The sequence below is a fragment of the Halorubrum sp. SD690R genome (assembly GCF_005435035.1).
GTDB classification, from domain to species: domain Archaea; phylum Halobacteriota; class Halobacteria; order Halobacteriales; family Haloferacaceae; genus Halorubrum; species Halorubrum ezzemoulense.
In genome coordinates this window covers 1-19634 of the sequence record NZ_SGTV01000033.1, presented here as the reverse complement: position 1 = coordinate 19634, position 19634 = coordinate 1, and the positions used below count along the sequence as shown (strand labels likewise).

24 protein-coding genes are annotated in these 19634 nt (G+C 70.0%); 15 read left to right on the top strand and 9 right to left on the bottom strand.

Annotated features, from left to right (window positions below):
- Positions 1-25: 25 nt before the first annotated feature.
- Positions 26-1192, top strand: a complete 1167-nt coding sequence (locus EXE41_RS15605; RefSeq protein ID WP_049931675.1) for an inorganic phosphate transporter — start codon at positions 26-28, stop codon at positions 1190-1192.
- A 29-nt stretch (positions 1193-1221) separates the two neighbouring features.
- Here EXE41_RS15605 and EXE41_RS15600 read toward each other — a convergent pair whose 3' ends face one another.
- A complete protein-coding gene (locus EXE41_RS15600; RefSeq protein ID WP_089308180.1) occupies positions 1222-1875 on the bottom strand; it encodes an undecaprenyl diphosphate synthase family protein in 654 nt (217 codons plus the stop codon).
- 79 nt (positions 1876-1954) lie between these two features.
- Between EXE41_RS15600 and EXE41_RS15595 the strand changes: the two genes are divergently transcribed.
- The 6 genes from EXE41_RS15595 to EXE41_RS15570 all read left to right on the top strand — a co-directional run bounded on the left by EXE41_RS15595 (position 1955) and on the right by EXE41_RS15570 (position 7192).
- A complete protein-coding gene (locus EXE41_RS15595; protein WP_049931677.1) occupies positions 1955-2518 on the top strand; it encodes a hypothetical protein in 564 nt (187 codons plus the stop codon).
- A 61-nt stretch (positions 2519-2579) separates the two neighbouring features.
- Positions 2580-3050 (top strand): DUF5812 family protein, encoded by a 471-nt coding sequence (locus EXE41_RS15590; protein WP_086219361.1) that lies wholly within the window; start codon positions 2580-2582, stop codon positions 3048-3050.
- A gap of 82 nt (positions 3051-3132) precedes the next feature.
- Entirely contained in the window at positions 3133-4017 is an 885-nt protein-coding gene (gene secF / locus EXE41_RS15585; RefSeq protein WP_049931679.1) for a protein translocase subunit SecF, read from the top strand.
- A complete protein-coding gene (locus EXE41_RS15580) occupies positions 4017-5609 on the top strand; it encodes a preprotein translocase subunit SecD (RefSeq protein ID WP_086215617.1) in 1593 nt (530 codons plus the stop codon). Before secF ends, EXE41_RS15580 begins: the two co-directional genes overlap by 1 nt.
- A gap of 180 nt (positions 5610-5789) precedes the next feature.
- Positions 5790-6494: a metal-dependent transcriptional regulator gene (locus tag EXE41_RS15575; protein ID WP_049931681.1), complete on the top strand. Its 705-nt coding sequence runs from the start codon at positions 5790-5792 to the stop codon at positions 6492-6494.
- Positions 6491-7192 (top strand): TMEM165/GDT1 family protein, encoded by a 702-nt coding sequence (locus EXE41_RS15570; RefSeq protein WP_049931682.1) that lies wholly within the window; start codon positions 6491-6493, stop codon positions 7190-7192. Before EXE41_RS15575 ends, EXE41_RS15570 begins: the two co-directional genes overlap by 4 nt.
- Positions 7193-7223: 31 nt before the next feature.
- On the opposite strand, the gene rnhB is transcribed toward EXE41_RS15570, so the two are convergent.
- From rnhB to EXE41_RS15555, 3 genes are all read right to left on the bottom strand, one after another.
- Entirely contained in the window at positions 7224-7931 is a 708-nt protein-coding gene (gene rnhB / locus EXE41_RS15565; RefSeq protein WP_137691479.1) for a ribonuclease HII, read from the bottom strand.
- A gap of 48 nt (positions 7932-7979) precedes the next feature.
- On the bottom strand, positions 7980-8351 hold the full coding sequence (locus tag EXE41_RS15560; protein WP_049931684.1) for a 30S ribosomal protein S8e: 372 nt from the start codon (positions 8349-8351) through the stop codon (positions 7980-7982).
- Positions 8352-8500: 149 nt separating this feature from the next.
- Positions 8501-10135 (bottom strand): TrkA family potassium uptake protein, encoded by a 1635-nt coding sequence (locus tag EXE41_RS15555; protein WP_137691478.1) that lies wholly within the window; start codon positions 10133-10135, stop codon positions 8501-8503.
- 110 nt (positions 10136-10245) lie between these two features.
- Here EXE41_RS15555 and EXE41_RS15550 point away from each other — a divergent pair, with 110 nt between their 5' ends.
- The 4 genes from EXE41_RS15550 to EXE41_RS15535 all read left to right on the top strand — a co-directional run bounded on the left by EXE41_RS15550 (position 10246) and on the right by EXE41_RS15535 (position 12342).
- Positions 10246-10644, top strand: coding sequence for a helix-turn-helix domain-containing protein (locus EXE41_RS15550; protein ID WP_049931686.1), 399 nt, complete (start codon positions 10246-10248; stop codon positions 10642-10644).
- Positions 10641-10919 carry a hypothetical protein gene (locus tag EXE41_RS15545; protein ID WP_049931688.1) on the top strand — a complete coding sequence of 93 codons (279 nt, stop codon included), beginning with the start codon at positions 10641-10643 and terminating at the stop codon, positions 10917-10919. The genes EXE41_RS15550 and EXE41_RS15545 overlap by 4 nt, the downstream gene beginning before the upstream one ends.
- 94 nt (positions 10920-11013) lie before the next feature.
- Complete coding sequence (locus tag EXE41_RS15540; protein ID WP_049931690.1) at positions 11014-11715, top strand: helix-turn-helix domain-containing protein; 702 nt, start codon at positions 11014-11016, stop codon at positions 11713-11715.
- 81 nt (positions 11716-11796) lie between these two features.
- Entirely contained in the window at positions 11797-12342 is a 546-nt protein-coding gene (locus EXE41_RS15535; RefSeq protein WP_086215622.1) for a DUF1684 domain-containing protein, read from the top strand.
- Positions 12343-12460: 118 nt separating this feature from the next.
- Here the strand turns inward: EXE41_RS15535 and dpsA are convergent, their stop codons facing one another.
- Both dpsA and EXE41_RS15525 read right to left on the bottom strand, forming a co-directional pair.
- Positions 12461-13009, bottom strand: coding sequence for a DNA starvation/stationary phase protection protein DpsA (gene dpsA / locus EXE41_RS15530; RefSeq protein ID WP_086215623.1), 549 nt, complete (start codon positions 13007-13009; stop codon positions 12461-12463).
- Positions 13010-13088: 79 nt separating this feature from the next.
- A complete protein-coding gene (locus tag EXE41_RS15525; RefSeq protein ID WP_089308183.1) occupies positions 13089-13898 on the bottom strand; it encodes a carbon-nitrogen hydrolase family protein in 810 nt (269 codons plus the stop codon).
- 87 nt (positions 13899-13985) lie between these two features.
- Between EXE41_RS15525 and EXE41_RS15520 the strand changes: the two genes are divergently transcribed.
- The 4 genes from EXE41_RS15520 (at position 13986) to EXE41_RS15505 (ending at position 16856) form a co-directional block, all read left to right on the top strand.
- The gene (locus EXE41_RS15520) at positions 13986-14657 is read left to right on the top strand and encodes a hypothetical protein (RefSeq protein ID WP_094593331.1); all 672 of its coding nucleotides are present in this window, start codon (positions 13986-13988) and stop codon (positions 14655-14657) included.
- A 24-nt stretch (positions 14658-14681) separates the two neighbouring features.
- Positions 14682-15680 carry an A/G-specific adenine glycosylase gene (locus tag EXE41_RS15515; protein WP_137691477.1) on the top strand — a complete coding sequence of 333 codons (999 nt, stop codon included), beginning with the start codon at positions 14682-14684 and terminating at the stop codon, positions 15678-15680.
- A gap of 110 nt (positions 15681-15790) precedes the next feature.
- Positions 15791-16189: a DUF5778 family protein gene (locus EXE41_RS15510; RefSeq protein WP_086219352.1), complete on the top strand. Its 399-nt coding sequence runs from the start codon at positions 15791-15793 to the stop codon at positions 16187-16189.
- A gap of 28 nt (positions 16190-16217) precedes the next feature.
- Positions 16218-16856 (top strand): CocE/NonD family hydrolase, encoded by a 639-nt coding sequence (locus EXE41_RS15505; RefSeq protein WP_137691476.1) that lies wholly within the window; start codon positions 16218-16220, stop codon positions 16854-16856.
- 15 nt (positions 16857-16871) lie between these two features.
- Here EXE41_RS15505 and EXE41_RS15500 read toward each other — a convergent pair whose 3' ends face one another.
- The 3 genes from EXE41_RS15500 to EXE41_RS15490 all read right to left on the bottom strand — a co-directional run bounded on the left by EXE41_RS15500 (position 16872) and on the right by EXE41_RS15490 (position 19190).
- Positions 16872-18116 (bottom strand): glycosyltransferase family 2 protein, encoded by a 1245-nt coding sequence (locus EXE41_RS15500; protein ID WP_137691475.1) that lies wholly within the window; start codon positions 18114-18116, stop codon positions 16872-16874.
- Between the two features lie 187 nt (positions 18117-18303).
- Positions 18304-18855, bottom strand: a complete 552-nt coding sequence (locus EXE41_RS15495) for a hypothetical protein (protein WP_086215639.1) — start codon at positions 18853-18855, stop codon at positions 18304-18306.
- 5 nt (positions 18856-18860) lie between these two features.
- Positions 18861-19190: a transcription factor S gene (locus tag EXE41_RS15490; protein ID WP_049930661.1), complete on the bottom strand. Its 330-nt coding sequence runs from the start codon at positions 19188-19190 to the stop codon at positions 18861-18863.
- Between the last annotated feature and the right edge of the window lie 444 nt (positions 19191-19634).

The window sequence follows — 19634 nt, the reverse complement described above, 5'->3', positions numbered from 1 at the left end:
GCGCGTGCGTCGTCTGTTCTCGTATATGGTCGAAGCTCTTCTTCTCGTCGGCGTCGCGGTGGCGGCGTTCGTCGGATACAACATCGGCGGGGCGACGACGGGACCGGCGTTCGGGCCCGCGGTCGGCGCGGACGTGCTATCGAAGGCCGGCGCGGCGGGGCTGATGTCGGTGTTCTTCTTCGTCGGGGCGGGGACACTGGGCCAGCGCGTCGTCACGACGCTCGGCGAGGACCTCGTCACCGGGGCGAACGTGTTTACGCTGGAGACGAGCATCATCGTCCTCTTTTTCATCGGCGGCGCGCTGTTCGTCGGCAACTTCGCCGGCGTCCCGGCGTCGACGTCGATGACGGCGGTCGGCTCCATCGCCGGGCTCGGGATCGCGACGAACACCCTCGACTGGGCGGTGATGGGCGAGATCGCGATCTGGTGGCTCGTCGCGCCGATCATCGGGTTCTGGGTCTCGGGCGTCGTCGGCCGCTACTTCTACTCGGCGATCGACCGCTGGGTGGCGATCGAAAGCACGGAGGGTGCGCTGTTCGAGTTCGACCGGTCGGGGCCGATACCGCGCCCGACCCTCGGCCCGAACACGACCCGACGCGAGCTGACGGGAGGGGTCGTCGTCATCGCGATCGGCTGCCTGATGGCGTTCTCCTCGGGCACCTCGAACATCGCGAACGCCATCGCGCCGCTGGTCGCGCTGGACGGCGTGGAGATGACGCCGATGATCCTCCTCGGCAGCGCCGCCGTCGCGGTCGGCGCGTTCACCATCGCCCGACGGACGCTCGACACGCTCGGTAACGACATCACCGACCTCCCGCTGACGGCCGCCATCGTCGTCGCGGTCGTCTCCTCCGGGATCGTGATCAGCCTCTCCGCGGTCGGCATTCCGGCGTCGTTCGTCATCATCGCGACCATGTCGATCGTCGGGCTCGGCTGGGGGCGCGCGACCCGCACGGTGACCGTCCGACAGGGGATCAAAGGCGAGAAGGAACCGACGGTCTCCGTCGGGGCGCTGACGGCCGACGAGATGCCGGCGATCGGGGAGGGCGACGCGAGCGACGTCCCCTCGGCGTCGGACCTGTTCAACCCGGGAACGAGCGCGCGCGTCGTGCTGATGCAGAACGTCGTGCCGATCCTCTCGACGGTGGGCGCGCTGGTGACGTTCACCGCGCTCTTCGCGTTCGTCTGGTAGCGGAACTCGACGGCCGCGGTCCGAGCGCGTCAGCGGCCGAACCGGCGCTGTCGGTCCTGGAAGTCCAAGACCGCGCGGAGATACTCCCGCCTGCGGAAGTCGCGCCAGTTCACGTCGGTGAAGTAGAGCTCGGCGTACACGGACTGCCAGATTGCGAAGTCGGAGAGCCGCTCGGCGCCCGTCTTGATGACCAAGTCGGGCTCTTCGGGGAATAGCAGCCGCTCCGAGACGTCGGCCTCGTCGATGGCGTCCGGCGTGATCTCGCCGGCCGCGACGTCGTTCGCCAGTTCGCGGACGGCGCCGGCGAACTCCGCCTTACCGCCGAGGCCGACCAGTATCCGGACCGGCGCGTCGGCGTCGCCCGCGGCGGAGTCGCCGCCGAGGTCGCTTCCCGCTTCCCCCGGCGCGTCGGCGTCTGGGCCGCGGACCACCGTCTCCGCGGGGACATCGAGCCGGCGGAGCTCGCGGATCAGCGTCGGAGCCACGGCCCCGTCGAGGACGGAGACGGAGACAGTGACGCGCTCCGCGCCGTACTCGAACGCCCAGCCGATGGCCGACGACAGCGTGTCGAACGCGCCGTCGGCGAGGAGGTCCCGCTCCGTGAGGACGAGGGCGACGTGCGCCGGCGGCTCGGCGTCGTGGAGACGGTGGCGCGTCGCGAGATACGTGTCGTAGAGACCCACGTCAGGGGGATCCGGTCGCGCGTATAAATGGTTTCCCGACGACGAGGGGTTTAATTCGCTGACGCCCCTATCGGAGTCGATGGCAGACGCCTACCGCGGGGTGTTCGGCGCGATCCCGTACGCGTTCCGCGCGACCGAGTCCTGGACGATGCGGGCGTACGCCGCGCTCGGCGCGCTGGCGGCCGGGTTCGTCGCGCTCGTCGTCACTCTCGCCCTGGTCGTCTGGATGGGCGAGACCGTGTCGGCGCAAGGGGGGACGTTCCTGTTCTCGCGGTCGCTGTTCGTGGTCGCCGGGCTCGGCGCCGTCGGCCCGCTGCTCGCGCCGATACTGTTCGTCGCCCGGCGCCACCGCCGCGGCGACCGGGTCGCGGCCACGTACGACCGGTGGATGGGAGTCGCCGGCTTCCTGTTCCTGCTCTCGTTGTACCTCGGAATGGTCATCTCGGCGCCCGAGGGGCTCCGAGACCCGAGCGGCTCCGTCCTCGTCAACGCGCTGTACGCGCTCCCGCAGCTGGCGGGGTTCGTCCCGCCCGTCGCGGCCGCGCTCGCCGTCTTCGCGACGCACTTTCGACTCCGCGGCGGGACTGACGACGGCGCGGCCGTCGACGGCGACGCGTCGGGCGACGCCGGCGGGCCGGCGTGAAACGACGGCCCGCGGCCGCGGCTCGAAAGCCGGAAGTCGTCAGAGCGACTAGCCGAACGCAATGACCGACGAGAAGGAGAGCACGTTCCTCGTCACGCACGTCGAGAGCGACTCGGCGGTGCTGAAAGACGTCCACGACGGACAGGTTCACACGCTGAGCTCGAACCCCGGCCTCGACGTCGACGACGCCGTCGAGGCGACCGTCGCCCCCGACCCGCCGATGGAGGTCACATATCAGGTGGTCGAGGTCGACGCGCGCCGCGCGCTCTCGATAGAGGAGAGCCCGGAGCCGCCGACCGTTCACGAGCGCGAACTCGCCGCGGAGACCCCGTCGGGAGAACTCGCCCGGCAGGAGCGCGCGGGCGTCGGCGAGGTCCACGTGCTGACCCCGCCGGAGTCGGAGACGGAGGCGGCGGTCGCGGACGTGATCGACGACCGGGAGGGGACGCTCTCGCGCGCCGCCCGACTGGGCGTGAACCGCGTCGAGATCCGATCGGAGCCGGGCGTCGTCGCCGTGCGGTACCTCCCGTAACGCGGGGGGTTACAGCCTCGGTCGCCGCCGTCGGCCCACCAGATAAGAAGGCTTATTCGCGCCCGCGGAGGAAGCGGTATTTATGGTAGCGATCGAGGTGCCGGAAGTCAACTACACCGACTACTCGAACCGGCAGCTCGCGGCGGTGCCGCTCGCGTTTCTGGTCCTCGCGCTGGCGATCATCGGCGGCTGGGTCGTCGCCACCGGTGCGCCCGCGAACCTGGGACTGGAGTTCACCGGCGGCGTCGAGCTGCGAGTCGCGGACGACGCGAGCGGCGACGTCGAACAGCAGATCCAAACGGCCTTCGAGCGGGAGCCCGACTCGGTCCGAACGATCCCCGGCGACGACGTCGTCGTCGTCACGTTCCAGGCGTCACAGGACGATCCGGAGGGGCTCGCGAACGATCTCCAAGACCAGGCGGAGGCGGCGGGACTGACCACGACCGCGGTCGATCAGGTGTCGCCGAGCTTCGCGAGCGACACCGCGCGGACCGCCATCATCGGCGTGGCGATCGCGTTCCTCGGGATGAGCGTCCTCGTGTTCGCGCTGTTCCGGACGTTCGTCCCCTCGCTGGCGGTCGTCGCGTCCGCATTCTCCGACCTCGTCATCCCGATCGCGGCGATGAACCTCCTCGGCATCCAGATGACGCTCGGAACGATCGCGGCGCTGCTGATGATCATCGGATACAGCGTCGACTCGGACATCCTGTTGAACGACTCCGTGCTGCGACGGACCGGCGAGTTCTACGAGTCCGTGAGCCGCGCGATGCGGACCGGGGTGACGATGACGCTCACTTCCATCGCCGCGATGGTCGTGATGGCGATCGGCGCCTCGGTGTTCGGGGTGGGGCTGCTCCGTGACATCGGGATCATCCTCGCGGTCGGGCTCTGCGCCGACCTGATGAACACGTACCTGATGAACGTCTCGCTGCTTCGCTGGTACAAGTTCGAGGGGGTGGCGCGGTAATGCTCGAACCGATCAAGAAGAACTGGCGAATCCTGCTGCTCGTCGTCGTCGTGATCGGGTCGTCCGTGGCGCTCTTCGCTCCCGGGTTCGGGCCGGAGCCGGCGCCCGGGGAGAACGTCAGCGAGGCCCAGCAGGGGGTCACGAACCTCCAGTACGGCCTCGATCTGGCGGGCGGGACGCGGGTCCGCGCGCCGCTTTCGGGATACACCGCGACGGATGTCGCGTTCGGCGGTGACACGCCCGAGAGCGTCGCGGACGCGGTCGCGGCCGAACTGGACAACGCCTCCGTCCGAAACGTCGGCGTCGTTCCGGAAGAGGGCGCGGTCGAGGTGACGAAGCCGTCCGTGACGGAGTCCCAGTTCCGCGCGGCGATGGACGCCGCGGGCTACGAGTACGCGGAGGTTCGGTCGGGTGTCACGCAGGAGACGCGCGACGAGACGATGAACGTCATCCAGGGGAAGATCAACGAGGCGGGCCTCTCGGGCGGCAGCGTCCAACAGATCCAGTCGATCACCGGGGAGTACTTCATCCTCGTCGAGGTGCCGGGGCAAGGCCGGCAAGAAGTGATCGACCTCCTCGAGGAGCGCGGGACCGTCCGGATCGACATCGCGTACCCGGACGGAAACGGCACCGCGGTTCAGGAGGGAACGCTGACCCAAGGCGACTTCGAGACGATCGGGACCGCGGCCCAGAGCGACCGCGGTACCGGAGCGTACGTCCCGGTCACGGTGCGCAACACCGCCGAGAACGGCCAGTCGCCGGCGCACTCCTTCCAAGACGCCGTGGCGCAACGCGGCTTCGCCGACGCGTACCAGACGGGGGCGGACCGGTGCGGATACAACGAGGAGACCGGTGAGATAGAGAACTCGAACCCGTGTCTCCTGCTCGTCGTCGACGGCGAGGTCGTCAACTCCTTCGGGATGGACCCGGGCCTCGCGGACAGCATGGCGGCCGGCTCGTGGGCCGACACCGGGAACTTCCGGCTCACGACGGGCGAGTTCGCCGAGGCGCAGACCATTTCGCTGAACCTCCGCGCCGGCGCGCTCCCGGCCGACCTCGACATCAGCGGCGAGGGGACTTCCTCGTCCATCTCGGCCTCGCAGGGTGAGAACTTCCGGACGTACTCGCTGGTCATCGGCGTGCTCTCGGTGTTGGCGGTCGCCGGGATGGTGTTCCTCCGCTACCGCGAACCGCGCGTCGCGCTCCCGATGATCGTCACGGCGCTGACGGAGGTGTACGCCCTGCTCGGGTTCGCGGCGCTGCTCGGCTACCCGCTCGAACTCGCGGTGATCGCCGGCTTCATCGCGGTCGTCGGGACCGGTGTCGACGACCTCGTCATCATCGCCGACGAGGTGATGAGCGAGGGCGACGTGAACTCGAAGAAAGTGTTCGACTCCCGGTTCCGGCGGGCGTTCTGGGTGATCGGCGCGGCCGCGGCCACGACCATCATCGCGATGTCGCCGCTGATGGTGCTGTCGCTCGGCGACCTCTCCGGGTTCGCCATCTTCACCGTCCTCGGCGTGCTGGTCGGTGTGCTGATCACCCGGCCAGCGTACGGCGACATCCTGCGCCGCCTGCTGACGGTCAAATAAGCCGGCCGACCGCGCGTCGGCGACCCCTAATTCTCGACCGGATGTGACGTTCGATCGGTTTCCGATCGCTCACAGCGACGGTTTTCGAGATCACCGTTTCGACTCGCCTCTCGTTATGCCTTTGGCAAGAACAGAAAACGCATCCGACAAACTATTAATTTAGACCGGTCAAAAACGTCTATGCCGACCGACGCCGTCGAAGATTATCTCAAGTCGATCTATCGGATCGAGTCGCGGGTGGGACCGCCCGTCTCGACCTCGCAGATCGCGGACTCGCTCGACAAGACCCCCGCGACGGTGACAAGCATGGTGGAAACGCTCGCCGACCGCGGCCTGCTCTCTCGCGAGAAGTACACGGGCGTCGAGCTCACGCCCGCGGGCGAGGTCGCCGCGCTGGAGGTCGTCCGCCGACACCGCCTCATCGAGGCGTTCCTCGCAGAGCAGCTGGACTACGAGGCGACCGAGGTCCACGACGAGGCTGACGCGCTCGAACACCACGTCAGCGAAGAGTTCACGCGTCGGGTCGAGCGCGTCCTCGACTACCCCGCCGCCGACCCGCACGGTGACCCGATCCCGCCGGCCGACCTCTCGACGCCGGAGGACGCCGGGACGACGCTCGTCGCGGCGCTGGATCCGGGTGAACGGGGAACGGTCGCCCGCGTCAGCGACCGCGACCCCGACGTGCTGGAGTTCCTCGTCGACGCCGAGATAACGCCCGGAACGACCGTCGAGGTCGTCGATATCACCTCCTTCGGGCTGGTCACCGTCCGGACGAGCGACGGGGACGAACACGGGCTGCCGGAGGCGGTCGCGGACCGCGTGTACGTCCGGCGCGCCGCGGAGTCGACCGCCGCGACCGACGGTCAGGAGGCGGGCGACGCATGACCGGCTACGTCGAGATCGTCGCGATCGCGTTCGTGACGCAGCTCGCGGTGCTGCCGGGCGAGAAGGTACAGCTGATGATCGCCGGGCTCTCCACGCGGTACGATCCCAAGGTCGTCGTCGCGGCCGCCGGCTCGGCGTTCGCCGGGTGGACCGCCGTGGAGATCGCGTTCGGGCAGGCACTCCAGTCGGCGCTCCCGCCGGTCGTGTTGGACGCGATCACCGCGGTGTTGTTCTTCGTCTTCGCGGTCCTGCTGTACCGGTCCGCGCCGTCGCGCGGGACGACCCCGGAAGCGGAGCGCACCGACGGCGGCTTGGCCGCGTTCGACGACCTCTCGCTCCCGGGGCGGCTCGACAGGTACTCTGGGTCGCTCGGCGGCTTCTTCCCCATCTTCCTGCTCACCGCGACCGGCGAGTTCGGCGACAAGACGCAGCTCGTCACCATCGGCCTGGCGGTCCAGTACGGCGCGACTTCGGCCATCTGGGCCGGCGAGATGCTCGCGATCATCCCGGTGAGCCTCGCGAACGCCTACTTCTTCCACACGTTCGCCGGCCGGGTCGACATGCGGCTCGCGCACTTCGGCTCCGCGCTGCTGTTCGCCTTCTTCGGCGCGGACACGGTGCTGGCGATCGCGACCGGCTTCTCGGTGTGGGAGACGATCGTCGGGACGCTCGGCGGGGTCATCGCCGGGCTGTTCTGAGGGCTGAGCGCCGAGCGGCTCCGGCCCGCTTTCAGAACTCGTCTAACGCCGACTGCTCGGCGGCCGCCAGCGCGTCCTCACAGGTCGCCCACGACTCGCGCGCACAGTCGGGTAGCGCCCCGTGGTCGCCGACGTACGCGGCGAGGAAGGCTCGCGTGGCCGGGTCGCTCGGGTAGCCGCTCCCGATGTCGTAGTCGGGATACGTGGCGTCGAGGTCGGCCATCGCGGCGTCGCGGACCACCTTGGCGACGACGCTCGCCGCGCCGACGACGGGGTCGTCCTCGTCGGCGCCGTGGGCGGCCGTCACGTCGACCGCGGGGTGGGCCCCATCGTCGCCGCGGGCTCCGTCCGCACCGTCGCCCTCGACGAACTCGCCGAGCCGCCGCGCGAACCGCTCCTCGCTGGTGTCGCCCGCGTCGGCGACGACGCGGACCGGTTCGGCGACGCCAGCGGGGAGGTCGGCGAGGGCGTCCCGGACCGCCAGCGCCTGACCACGGACGGTGAGGGTGTTCATGTCGGTGTCGGGGCGGTCGATCTCGTCGGGGTCAACGCGGGCGACGCCGACGGCGACGGCCGGGTCGCCCCGGAGGGCCGCCGCTATCTCCTCGCGTCTGGCCGGCGCGACCCGCTTCGAGTCGTCCACGTCGGCGGGGAGGTCCGCCGGGTCGGCGGCGACCGCCGCCGCGACCATCGGTCCGAGCGCGGGTCCCTTGCCGGCTTCGTCGACGCCGAGGTACACGCGTCGCTGGTGGGCGTGCGGGCTGAAATACCTTCAGAAAGGCCGCGTTCAGTCGAGCAGGACCGCGTTGACCTGGCCGGTCTGGCCGGGGCGGGAGGTGACGCGTGCGCGGCCGGCGGATGTCTCGATGACGGCGCCCTTCGTGACGATGTTCCGGCGGGCGTAGTTGACGTTCGCGGGGTTGTCGACGACGTTCTCGATCTCGGCCTCGCTGACCTCGCCGTCGTCGGCGACCTGCGCGACGTTCGTCGAGAGGGCGCGGACCTTCTTTTCCGTGCCGCGGGAGTCGATGTACTGGAGTCGGGTCTCGCCGACGGTCGTCTCGGCGGGCTCGCGGCCGAGCTGGTGGCGCTTCTTGTTCGAGGCGTGCTTGAGTCGGCCGCCGGTCCGCTTGCGCGTGGAGCGTCCCTGATCTTTCATACGGATATGAACAGCCAGCGAATACTTGAACCGTTCGACTCGTCGCGCCGAGACCGGCGGCGCGAGCGGGAGCAGCGGCGCGAGCCCGCTCGAATCCGCGGCGCGGGCCGAGTCAGCGCCGCGAGCCGAGCGGGCGAACCGACCCGGCTCTACGCGAACGCGCGCTCGAACGCGCGGACTCCCTCGTCGGTGCCGACGACGACGAGCTCGTCGCCCCGCTCGACCCGCGTCTCCGGGCCCACGTCGGTGACGAGTTCGTCGCCCCGCTCGATCGCGATGACGGTACAGCCGGTGGTCTCGCGGACGGCGGCCTGTCCGACCGTCCGGTCGACCAGCGCGGACGCCTCGGTCCTGACGACCTCGACGTGGGTGTCCAGCGAGAGCACGTCTCGGTCCGCGAGCACGGCCGACGCCGACATCCGCCCGGTCACCGTCGAGAGCGAGAGCACGTAGTCGGCCCCGGCGCGGTGCATCTTCGGCACGCTCTCGGCGTCCTCGACCCGCGCGAGCAGCTCCACGTTCGGCGCCAGGTCGCGCACCACGAGCGTCGCGAACTCGGCCGTCGTGTCGTCGGGGAGCGCGAGGACGACCGTCCGCGCGTCCGCGACGCCGGCGTCCCGCAGCGTGTCCGGCTCCGTCGCGTCCCCGACCACGTCGATCGCCTCGGCGCCGTCGCGGTCGACGACCGTCACCGGCAGGTCGGCCGATTCGAGCGCGTTCGCGACGGTCTTCCCGACCTGCCCGTGTCCGATGACGACCGTCTCGCCCGCGCCGAACCGGCGGGCCGCCGAGTTCGTCAGGTTCACGAGCCGCTCCACCTGTCCCTCGGTCCCGGAGACGAGCAGAACTGTCCCCGCAGACAGCGTCGCGTCCGGCGGCGGCGCCGCCTCGAACGCGCCGTTGAACCACGCACCGATCACGTCGACGCCGGTGCGCTCGCCGATCCGACTCCCGGCGAGCGTCGATCCGGCGAGGCCGCTCCCGTGGTGGATCGACACCTCCGCGATCCGCAGGTCGCCGACCGCGACCGCCTCGTCGAGGTCGGTCCGCACCGCCGTCGTCACCTTCGAGGCGAGGCTCTCGCCGAGCAGCGACCGCGGGGAGAGCACCTCGTCGGCGCCGGCGAGCCGGTGGTACCGCTCTCGGCTCGGGTCCTCGACGACGCTTATCGCGCGGACGCCGGTCGAGAGTTCCTTCGCGGCGAGGACAATGCTCGCGTCGACCCGGTCCGAGAGGTCGGTGACGAGGGCGCGGGCGTCGCCGAGGCGGGCGCTCTCGAGCCCCGCCGTCGTCTCCGGGTCGGCGCGGATCACCATGTGACCCGCCTCGTACAGCGCCAGCGCCCGGTCCGGGTCGGGTTCGACGACGACGTAGGTGACCCCCTCCGAGTCGAACTCGTCCAGGAGCGCGTCGGAGCGCGTGGTGTCGGAGGCGACCACGACGTGGCCGCTCAGGTCCGCGTCCAGCGACCGGGGGACGGTCGTCGAGAACGCGGACTCGAGGAGCGGCGTGGCGACGACCGGCAGCGCCCCGATGAGAAGCACCATACCGACCAGGTCCATCACGGCGATGAACGCGTGCATCTCCTGGGTCTGCCAGGACGAGGCGTCGCCACCGAACCCGGTCGTCGTGAACATCTCGATCGCGAATTGGAACGACTCGATCAGGGTGCGCGGGTCGTTCTCGTACACCCGCATCCCCCACCGGTAGGAAACGGTGGTGGAGACGAGCACGACGGCCACGAACGCGATGTACCCGCCGACTCGACGCTTCCACGTGTCCATGGTATCGCCGTACGGCGGCGCCACACAAAAGAGGGAGGAGTGGCGGCCGCGAGCCCCGCCGCCTCGGCGGAAATTCAATGGTTTAAGTCCCGGGGGCCGAACCGTCACGCATGGTGCGGGACCCGTCGCGAGAGCCGGAGCCGCCGTCGGTCGACGAGGTGCTCGACGCGCTGGCCGACGACGCGGCCCGTCGGATCGTCGCGGCGCTCACCGAGCCGAAGACCGCGAGCGAACTCTCCGAGGAGTGCGACATCCCCCTGTCGACGACCTACCGGAAACTGGAGATGCTCACCGACGCCTCCCTGCTGTCGGAGTCGACCGACATCCGGCGGGACGGACAGCACACGACGCGGTACTCGGTGTCGTTCGACGCCGTCACCGTCTCGGTCGGCGACGGCGACGAGGGCGACGCGGGCAGCCGCGAGTTCGACGTGGAGTTCTCTCGGCCGGAGCGGACCCGAGACGAGCGACTGGCCGACCTGTGGTCGGAGCTACGAGAGGAAACATGACTCCCTACATCGACCTGACGATCATCGTCGCAAAGACCGCCATCCTAGTGCTCGGTGGCAGTATCACCTACTACGCGCTCCGCGCGTACGACCGGACCGGCGACCGGTCGCTGCGCGAGCTCGGCGTCGGCTTCGGCATCGTCACCGTCGGGGCGCTGTTGGGCGGCGTCTCCCACCAGATTATCGGCGCCGACCTCGCGGTCGGCATCGCCGTCGACGGCCTCCTCACGGCGATCGGGTTCGCGGTCATCGTCTACTCGCTGTACTTAGAGTGAGCCGCGGCCGCGTCCTCGACCAGGCCGGGCTCCGGTCGGTTTCGACGCGCGACGAACGGTACCCTTTTGCGGCGTTCGGTCGTCCGTTCAGGCCATGAGCGACGCACGCGAGGAGCTCTCCCGCCGGATCGCCGGCGAGATAACGCTGAGCGACGACCCGGGCGCGACGCTCCGGAAGTGGCGGACCGACTTCGACGTCTCGCAGACGGAGCTGGCCGACCAGCTCGGCGTCTCCTCGTCGGTCGTCTCCGACTACGAGAGCGGCCGGCGCGAGAGCCCCGGGATCGGCGTCGTCCGGCGGACCGTCGAAGGACTCCTCGACATCGACGAGCGCCGCGGCGGCGGCCGCCTCCGACAGCACGCTCGGGTGCTCTCGGCCGGGTTCGAGAGCGACATCGTCCACGACCTCCGCGAGTACTCGACGGCGGTCCCCCTGGCGGACTTCTACGACGCGATGGGCGCGACGGAGGTCGTCCGCGGCGACCACGACCACGTGAACGGCCACACCGTCATCGACTCGATCCAGGCGATCACGCGGCTCTCCAGCGAGGAGTTCTACCGGCTGTACGGCCAGTCGACGAACCGCGCGCTCGTGTTCACCCGGGTGACGCGCGGCGAGTCGCCGCTCGTCGCGCTGCGGGTCGTGAGCCCGACGCCGAACGCCGTCGTGCTCCACGGGATCGAGGACGGCGACCTCTGGGACCACGCCGCCGACCTCGCCCGGGTCGACGGCGTGTCGCTGGCCACGTCGAACCGCGACCTCGACGACTGTCTGGCCGACCTCCAGGCGCTGTGACGGCGTCGCGACCGCTTCGGCGGTAGAGACACCGGCGCCGGAACCGCGAGCCTGAAACCGCCGGCGCTCGTCGGGCCGGGCATGAGCGAGGACTACGCCGAGCGGCTCCGCGCGAACCGCCGGGAGAAGGACGAGTTCTTCGACGACCACCCGCAGTCGCCCATCCCCCCGGAACACCGGGACGAGTTCGACGGGCTCGACTACTTTCCCCCGAATCCGGACTACCGCGTCGAGGCGACCGTCACCGTCCACGACGACCCCGAGCCGGTCGAGATGGAGACGACCGCGAGCAACCCGGTCCGGTACCTCCGGATCGTCACCTTCGCGCTCGAGATTAACGGGACGGAGCACACGCTCGCGGGCTACCGCCAGGAGGGCGACGACGGCGCCGTCTTCGTCCCCTTCCGCGACAAGACGACCGGCCAGCAGACGTACCACCAGGGTCGGTACATGGAGCTGGCACCCGAGCGCGAGCTCGCCGACGGCGACGCGGTCACGATCGATTTCAACCTCGCGTACAACCCCTTCTGCGCGTACAGCGAGACGTTCTCCTGTCCGCTGCCGCCGGAAGAGAACTGGCTGGAGGTCGTCGTCCCCGCGGGCGAGCGGGCCCCGGACCTCGACTGATCGGCGAGGCGATCGGAAGTACAATCGGTGACGCGGTCGACTGCGCGGCCGCTACGTATCGCGAAAAAGCGGAAAATCGAACGTCGGGACGTGCCGGAAGCAGTCCGCCGGGGCCGGTCTACTCGAGCGTCTCGCTCGTGACGAGCGTGTCGTCTTCGAGGTAGTGCTCGAGGTGGTGGCCGTGTTCCTCGACGTCTTCGAGGATGTCACGGAGCTGCTCTTCGGTGTTGTAGTCGCCGAGGTTGTTGGCGAGCTGGATGTGCTCGCGGAGCTGCTCGGTGATGTCGCCGAACATCTCGAGGTCGTGCTCCAGCGACGTCCGGATGTCGTAGGCGTCGGCGTCCTCGGGGGTCACCGGTGCGTGCTCCTCGTAGTTCGCGCCGCCCGAGAGCGGCACGCCGCCGAGCGCCTGCGCGCGCTCCGCGAGGACGTCGGCGCCCTCTTCGAGGTCCTCCGCGACTTCGCCGAGGTACTCGTGGATGCCGAGGAACTCGGCGCCCTCGACGAGCCAGTGGTGCTTCTTGACCTGGTGGTAGAGGACGTACGTCGCCGCGAGGTCGCTGTTGAGCGCGTCGACGAGCTGTTCTGCCTTCTCCTCGGGGACGCGGAGCGCTTCGCTCTCGTGAACGTCGCCGTATCGCTGACGTGACTGCTTCTGGGTGCTCATTTCAACTATACATACGCGCGCGACCTACTTAATAGTTCCTACTGAGAAAACTACTTTTTCGAAACTGAAAAGAATAGTTTCAGATGTCGTCGACAGCCCCCACCAGATCGCGCTGCGCGGAGAGCGTGTCTCGGTCGAGGGTCGCGGTCAGCGTCGCCGGTTCCCGGCCGAGCTCGGCGGCGACCGCGCCGTCGGGGCGGACGACGAGGGAGTTGCCCGCGTAGGTCGCCGCCTCCGCCGGACGCGCGCCGCCCGCGGTTCCCGTGCGCCCCGCGCCGACGGTCCACCTGACCCCGTCGAGCGCGCGCGCTCGGACGAGGAGCCGCCAGTTCGCGACGTGGTCGGCGGGCCACGCGCCGACGACGACGAGGGCGTCGACCGCGCGCTCAGCGAACCACGCGCTCTCCGCGACGAAGTTGAGGTCGTAGCAGGTCAGCAGTCCGGTCGGTCCGGCGGGCGTCTCGACGATCACGCGGTCGCCGCCGGGCTCGACCCACTCCGCCTCGTCGTCCCACAGGTGTCGCTTGCGGTAGGCGGAGAACTCTCCGCCGCCGTCCTCGGAGGACCCTCCCGGCGGGACGTACGCGGTCGCGTTGTATACGGCGTCGCCGTCCCGTTCGGCGTACCCCGCGACCACGGCCGAGCCGGCGGTCTCGGCGACGGATTCGAGCCGTGCGCGCGCCACGTCCCGGGACAGCGCGGCCTCCCGGAGTCGTTCGTCGGCCACGAACCCCGTGAGCGCGTACTCGGGAAACACGGCGAGGTCGACGCCGCTCGGCAGGTCGGCGGCCCGATCTCGAAGTCGGTCCGCGTTCGCGTCGACAGCGAGGTCCTCGACCGGGACCTGCGGGACGGCGACGGTCGGATCGTCGGAGGAGCGATCGGTCACGCGGCGGGCTTCGACGCGGCGGCCAATAACGTTCGGCCTCTCCGTCCGGCCGCAAAGACGATACGCCCGCGGCGACGACCGGCGAGCATGACCTTCGGCGACCTGTTCGAGCGCGCGGCCGCGCTCGGCAGCGACCTCGACGAGGCGGACGTGCGACGAGCGCTCGACGCCGTGCGCTCGACGGCGGACGGGAACGGTGGCGATTCCGGGGGCGACGGCGACTCCGGCGGTGAGGGGAACGAGGTGACCGACCCCCTCGATCCCAGCCCAGCCCGCGTCGTCGCCGGTGCGGACGCGCTCGCGGCTGATCTCCTCCTCGGCGGCGACGCCCGCGAGGCGCTCGACGCGCTCCGGTCGCACGCGTGGACGACGCTCGTCGCCAGCGACCCGCTCCTCGACGACGCCGAGGCGGTGATCGCGTCCCTCGCGGAGCCGGAGCTAGCGGCAGACTGGCGCGACGCGGTCGAGGCGTGGCGCGAACCGGTCACGCAGCCCTCGGGCGATCATCCCGCGCTGGCGTCCGCCTACCGCGGCGGCGCGATGCAGGTGATAAGCCTCGACCCCTCGCTGACCGGGCCGGGGGCAGCGGCCGGGCTACGCGACAGACTCCCCGTGAGCGTCCGGGAGTCGCGCGCGTTCGCGACGGTGTTCGACCCGGCGAAGCTGTATCCGGACGCGGTCGGCGGGGAGTACCCCGGCCCCGACCGCGACCCGCGGACGATGGCGCCGGCCCGCACCGACGGGGACCAGCACCGATAAACCGCCGCCGCCCGGACCGGGGATATGACCGACTCGGACGGTGCGGGCGACCGCGCCGAGGGCGAGAGCGGCGGCAGCGAGGGCGGAGGCGCTAGCGGCGAGGGTGGTCCCGAGGACGCGCCGGAGCTCCCCGCCGACCGCGACGCGGTCCGCGACACGCTCGTCGACTGGTACGAGGCCGACCACCGCGCGTTCCCGTGGCGCCGCACAGAGGACCCCTACGAGATCCTCGTCAGCGAGGTGATGAGCCAGCAGACCCAGCTCGACCGGGTCGTCCCCGCGTGGGAGGACTTCCTCGACGAGTGGCCGACGACCGCCGACCTAGCCGCCGCCGACCGAGCCGACGTGGTCGCCTTCTGGTCCGACCACTCGCTCGGCTACAACAACCGGGCGAAGTACCTCCACGAGGCGGCCGGACAGGTCGAAGACGACCACGACGGGTCGTTCCCGGAGGACCCAGACGGACTGAGCGAGCTGATGGGCGTCGGGCCCTACACCGCCAACGCGGTGGCGTCGTTCGCGTTCAACAACGGCGACGCCGTCGTCGATACCAACGTGAAGCGGGTGCTGTATCGCGCGTTCGACGTCTCGGACGACGACGACGCGTTCGAGCGGGTCGCGTCCGCGCTCATGCCGGCGGGCGAGTCGCGGGTGTGGAACAACGCGGTCATGGAACTGGGCGGCGTCGCCTGCGGGAAGAGCCCCAGCTGCGACGAGGCGGGGTGCCCGTGGCGCGAGTGGTGCCACGCGTACCAGACTGGCGATTTCACCGCGCCCGACGTGCCCGAACAGCCCAGCTTCGAGGGGAGCCGGCGGCAGTTCCGCGGTCGGATCGTCCGGCTCCTCGGCGAGCGCGACGAGATGGGCCTAGATACGCTTGGGCACCGAATCCGCGTCGACTACGCTCCTGACGGCGAACACGGTCGCGAGTGGCTCCGCGGGCTCGTCGACGACCTCGCTGACGACGGGCTAGTCGAGACCGACGCCGACGAGGACGGCGTCATCGTCTCGCTTCGCCGTTAAAACGGAGTCGTCGTCTCGCTTCGGTGCGCCGCGGAGACGCGTCGGATCCGAGGAGCCACCCCGCCCCGCGAACCGTCACCCGTTTATTACGGGAGCCGGAAGGGAGAGACATGAGCGAGACCGTCGATTCGGACCTGTACACCCGCGCGAAGGCCCTCTTAGAGCCCGGCGACATCGAGCTGGTGGGCTGTATCGTCCACACGAATCTCGAGGGTGAGGAGGACCTAGAGATGCACGAGCTGACGGTCGCCGCCAACGAGGTTATCGCCGATCACGCGGGCAAAGGCGAGACGTACATCGAGGCCGGCAACGACGACACGGACTTCTCGTCGAACCAGTTCCAGGGACTGACGCTCGACGACGAGGCGTTCGTCTGGGAGTGCCAGCAGCTCCTCCGCGACGGCACGTTCGACATCGTGTTCTACTACGAGGCGACCGTCGATCAGGAGGCGCTCGCGGGCGACCTCGTCGAGCTCGACGGCGTCGATCGCGTGACGCAGGTGCCCTGACGGGCGTCGACCCGACCGCCCGATCCCGATGAGCGACACCGTCCTGATCCCCGGCGGTCGCGACGTGCGCGCGACCCTTGATACGGCCGCGAGCGACGCCTCGGCCGACGCGCCGTCCGCGGATGCGGTCGTCGTCGCTTGCCCGCCACATCCCCAGCAGCGCGGCCACCGAGGCGACGAGCGGCTGGTGGCCGTCTCCGACGCCGTGACCGACCGCGGCGTCGACTGCCTCCGCTTCGACTACGGCGACTGGGACGAGGGGTACGGCGAGACCACCGACGCGGACCGGGCGGTCGGCTGGGCGCGCGAGCGCTACGACCGCGTCGGGCTGTTCGGCTTCTCGTTCGGCGGCACGGTCGCGCTCGTCGCGGCCGCGTCGCGGCCCGAGCTGACGGGCGTCTGCGCGCTCGCGCCGACCGCCCGCCTGAACCCCGACACCGACGCGGTCGACGCGCTCGGAGAGATAGTCGACCGGGGCGTCCCGGTTCGCGTCCTGTACGCGACGCGGGACTCGACGGCGGACTGGGAGCCGGTAGTCGAACGTGCGACGGAACTGGGCGTCGAGACGGTCGCGTTCGAGTCCGACCACTTCTTCGTCGGGCAGAGCGGAAAGGTCGGCGAGGCGGTCGCGGCGTTCCTCGGGCCGCGGCTTCGCGACGGGTCGTAGCCGCGCTCGGAGCGGTTACTCGCTGCCGACCTTCGTCGTCACCCGGAACGTCTCCGGCGGGTTGACGATCCCGGCGACCGTCCCCATCGAGTGGACGACGGTGATGAGCGGCGCCAGCGGCACCGCGAGCGCCCAGCGGCGGTGGTCGTCGCCGTAGTACCGGACGCCGAGCAGGAACCAGCCCAGCGTACAGAGCGCCAGCCCCATCGACGCGGCGAAGAACAGCCCGCTGTGCGCGATGGTCACGCCCAGAAGCGACAACGGGACGACGAGCAGGGTGACGATCGGCGAGAGCGCCCACGCGTAGTTGCGGACCCTAGTCAACAGCTCGTAGCGCAGGGGGAGCATCGTCGACGCCCGGACGTTCCCGGCCGCCCAGCGGCGGCGCTGCTGGAGGATCTCGTACAGCGAGGGCGGCGCCTCGTTGCGGCAGACCGCGTCCGAGAGCGCGAACGTCACGTCGAGCTCGCGGGGGGCCGCCCAGACGAACGCGGTGTCGTCGACGAGCGTCTCACGGTCCCACGTGGTTTCGTCCTCCACCTCGCTGCGGACCGCGATGCCGCCGCCCCACGCGAACAGGGGAATCGAGAGGCGCGCGAACGCGCGCTGTTCGATCTGGACGCCCATCCGGTACATGTCCGCCAAGTAGCTGAGATTCGACCCCGTGAGCCGGGGCTTCTCGCGGAGCTGAACGATGTCAGCGTCCGGGAGCCCGTCGAGCGACTCGACAACGCTGTCCTCGTCGAGGTAGAGGACGAACGCCTTCCCGCAGTCGAGCGACTGCCGTGCCCACTCCTGCGCGCGGCCCTTCCGGACCGCGTCGCACGTGAACGCCTCCGGGACGGCGTGGACCGTCGCGCCGGTCACGTCGACGGGCGACTCCGCGATCACGTGAACGTCGTCGAGCCCCTCCGGCAGGGAGTCGACGGTCTCCTGAACGACCTCGGCGGCGTCGACGGTCATGATGCGGACTTGGATCTCGTCGAGGCCGTACTCGTTCGGCGGCGTCTCGTGGCCCGCACCCACGACCGCCGCGAACACGAACCAGACGAGCGCGGTCGCGCCGAAGAGGAGCGTCACGCCCCAGAGCGCGAGCCCGAACAGCGACCCGAGTCCGCCGTCGGCGACGGCGGTGGTGACCGCCGCCTGCCCGGGAGCGCCGCCCGGGCCGGCGACGACGGTCGGTGCGAACAGCGTCGCGAGGCCGCCGACGACGAGCGCCAGCGTCACCGCGATCAGTGCGATGCGTTCGGTGTTCATCGTGGCCCCACCTCCCGCCCCGTGCCCTATGAACCGTCCAAACGCTACAGCGGGATTCGGCCGCGTTTCGGCCGAATTCACGCGCTCAATTCCGTCCAACTCGAATAAATCGCCAGAACGCAGTGCTATGGCGTGTGTTAGTTGGTGACGCGTTATTGAAACGCACGAACTGCCGGTGCGCGCCGGCTCACGCCGCCCCGTCGTCGCGCGCGCACCGCAGGTCATCGATCAGTTCGGCCGCCATCCGCTGGCCGCGGGCCGGGTCGTACCCCTCCATCCGCAGGTGCGCCAGCGGGGCCACGTACGGGTTCCGCTCCCAGTGCGCCCACACCTCGGTGGCGCCGTCGGGCGCGGGGAACAGCCGGACGTGGACCTGCCAGTCGCCGGTGAGGCCCTCGGGCCGGTGGACGAAGCTGCCGACCTCGTGGACGGCCTCCCCGTCGCGGTCGTACGCGTGGAAGTAGGCCCGGATGAGCTCGGAGAAGCCCTGCTCGGGGAGTTGCTCGCGGGTCTCAGCGGGGGTCGTCTGGAGCGTTCCGGCGTACTCGTCGGCCGGCGGCGGCAGCACTCGGACGTGATCGGGGGCGCCGTCGTCGGGCAGCAGCGCGAGCAGCTTCCCGACCGCGAGCCTGACGCGCCAGAAGCCGACGGCGCGGCCGACGAGGAAGACCGCGGGCGCGGCGAGCGAAAGGGCGGCGAGCGCGCGGACGAGCCGAGTCCGTCGACCTCCCGGCGGCATCGCGGTCAGTTGTATCCCCGCCAGCGGCGGCCACACTCCTTACACTTGAAAAAGCGCGTCGGCGGCTCGTCGGCGGCGCCGGTCTGTTTGATCGTGTACCACGCCTCGCCGTGGCCGCACTCGTCACAGACAACGTCGGTCGCGGTGGGCTTCCCCTCGAAGTTCGCGCCCTCCTCCGTCTCGATCACCTCGTCGCCGGTCTGTTCGGTGGTCGACTCGAACTCGGCGGCGAGCGCCTCGTCGCGTTCGGTCGTCGCGCCGCAGCCGTCGTTCTGACACACCATCTCCCCGTCGCGAGAGACCATCATCGAGCCGCAGTCGTCACAGAACTGCATATACGAGTATCGCATGGGGGCGAGCGGTTTAGGTTCGGGGGGTACGGTCGAATACGCCGCGTGGGGTGAGGCACGTGTCCCGGGGTCTCGGTGTCGTCGAGTGATCGACGGCGTATACCCCCAAAACCCCAGCTGCTCGATTATAAATAAACACCGTCGTGTCGGCGGTGAGTACCTCCAAAGCTCCAGCCGCGAGGGCGCCGCAGGTGACGCAAGGACCGCAGGGAGTGAGCGAAGCGAACGACTGAGGACCGAAGCGAACGTGCGGCGCCCTCGCGACTGCCCTTTTGATACGGTCGTGCGTTAATTTCTACCGTCCTCAAGGGCAGAGATAGTTCCAGATGATCGGTTCCGTGATCGTCGGCAGTCCTCGTTGAATCTGCCGTTTCAGCGTCGAAAGATCTGGTATGAGGCGGTGCTTGAACCATTCATTGAGACGATCCC